General features: G+C 52.5%; 1 protein-coding gene and 1 pseudogene. One reads left to right on the top strand and one right to left on the bottom strand.

Annotated features, from left to right (window positions below; translation table 11 throughout):
• Positions 1 to 106: 106 nt before the first annotated feature.
• A pseudogene (locus tag C5P05_RS00320) lies at positions 107 to 235 on the bottom strand (carboxymuconolactone decarboxylase family protein); the annotation flags it as partial.
• Between the two features lie 13 nt (positions 236 to 248).
• On the opposite strand from C5P05_RS00320, the gene C5P05_RS00315 reads away from it, so the two are divergent.
• Positions 249 to 573: Tn3 family transposase (locus C5P05_RS00315; protein WP_420130708.1), on the top strand; the 325-nt coding region annotated here is incomplete at its 3' end.

Genomic DNA, 573 nt, shown 5'->3' with positions numbered 1-573 from the left:
ATTCCCATGAACCCGCGCCGGACGCCATCGCCGAACAGATTGCGAAGATCATCTTCGCACCCTTAGCGCAACTTGAGTCACGCTGAGGGCGCTAGGATTTCCTTTTTTAGACGGGTAGTTTGCGAAATGCGATGGCAAATCGATTCCAAGCGTTGATAGTGTTCACTAGCAGCGTCAAGTCGACCATTTCTGATAGTGTGAAATGATCCTTTACCTTGCTGGCCAACCACGTGGCTCTGCAAACCCAGATGCTGGGAGCCAACCAGCATGAGAGCTACTGGGTGGTTGACATCTGCTACAACAACACCTCCGACATCAAGCCGACCACAATCACCGGCGACATGCACAGCATCAACATGGCCAACTTTCCCATCCTGCACTGGTTCGGCATGAACCTGGCACCGAGATTCACCAATTTGCATGCCCAGTTGAAGCACCTCTACCGTGGCCCTGACCAGGAGGGGTATGCTGATTTCCTGATTCAGCCGGTGGGGCAGATTGACCGTCATCTGATTGCCGCTGAAAAATCCAATTTGGATCACATTGCTGCCACCCTGGGGCTCAAAGAAATGA

It is taken from the genome of Rhodoferax ferrireducens, assembly GCF_003347515.1.
Lineage (GTDB): Bacteria > Pseudomonadota > Gammaproteobacteria > Burkholderiales > Burkholderiaceae_C > Rhodoferax.
This window is presented reverse-complemented; position numbering and strand designations above follow the sequence as displayed.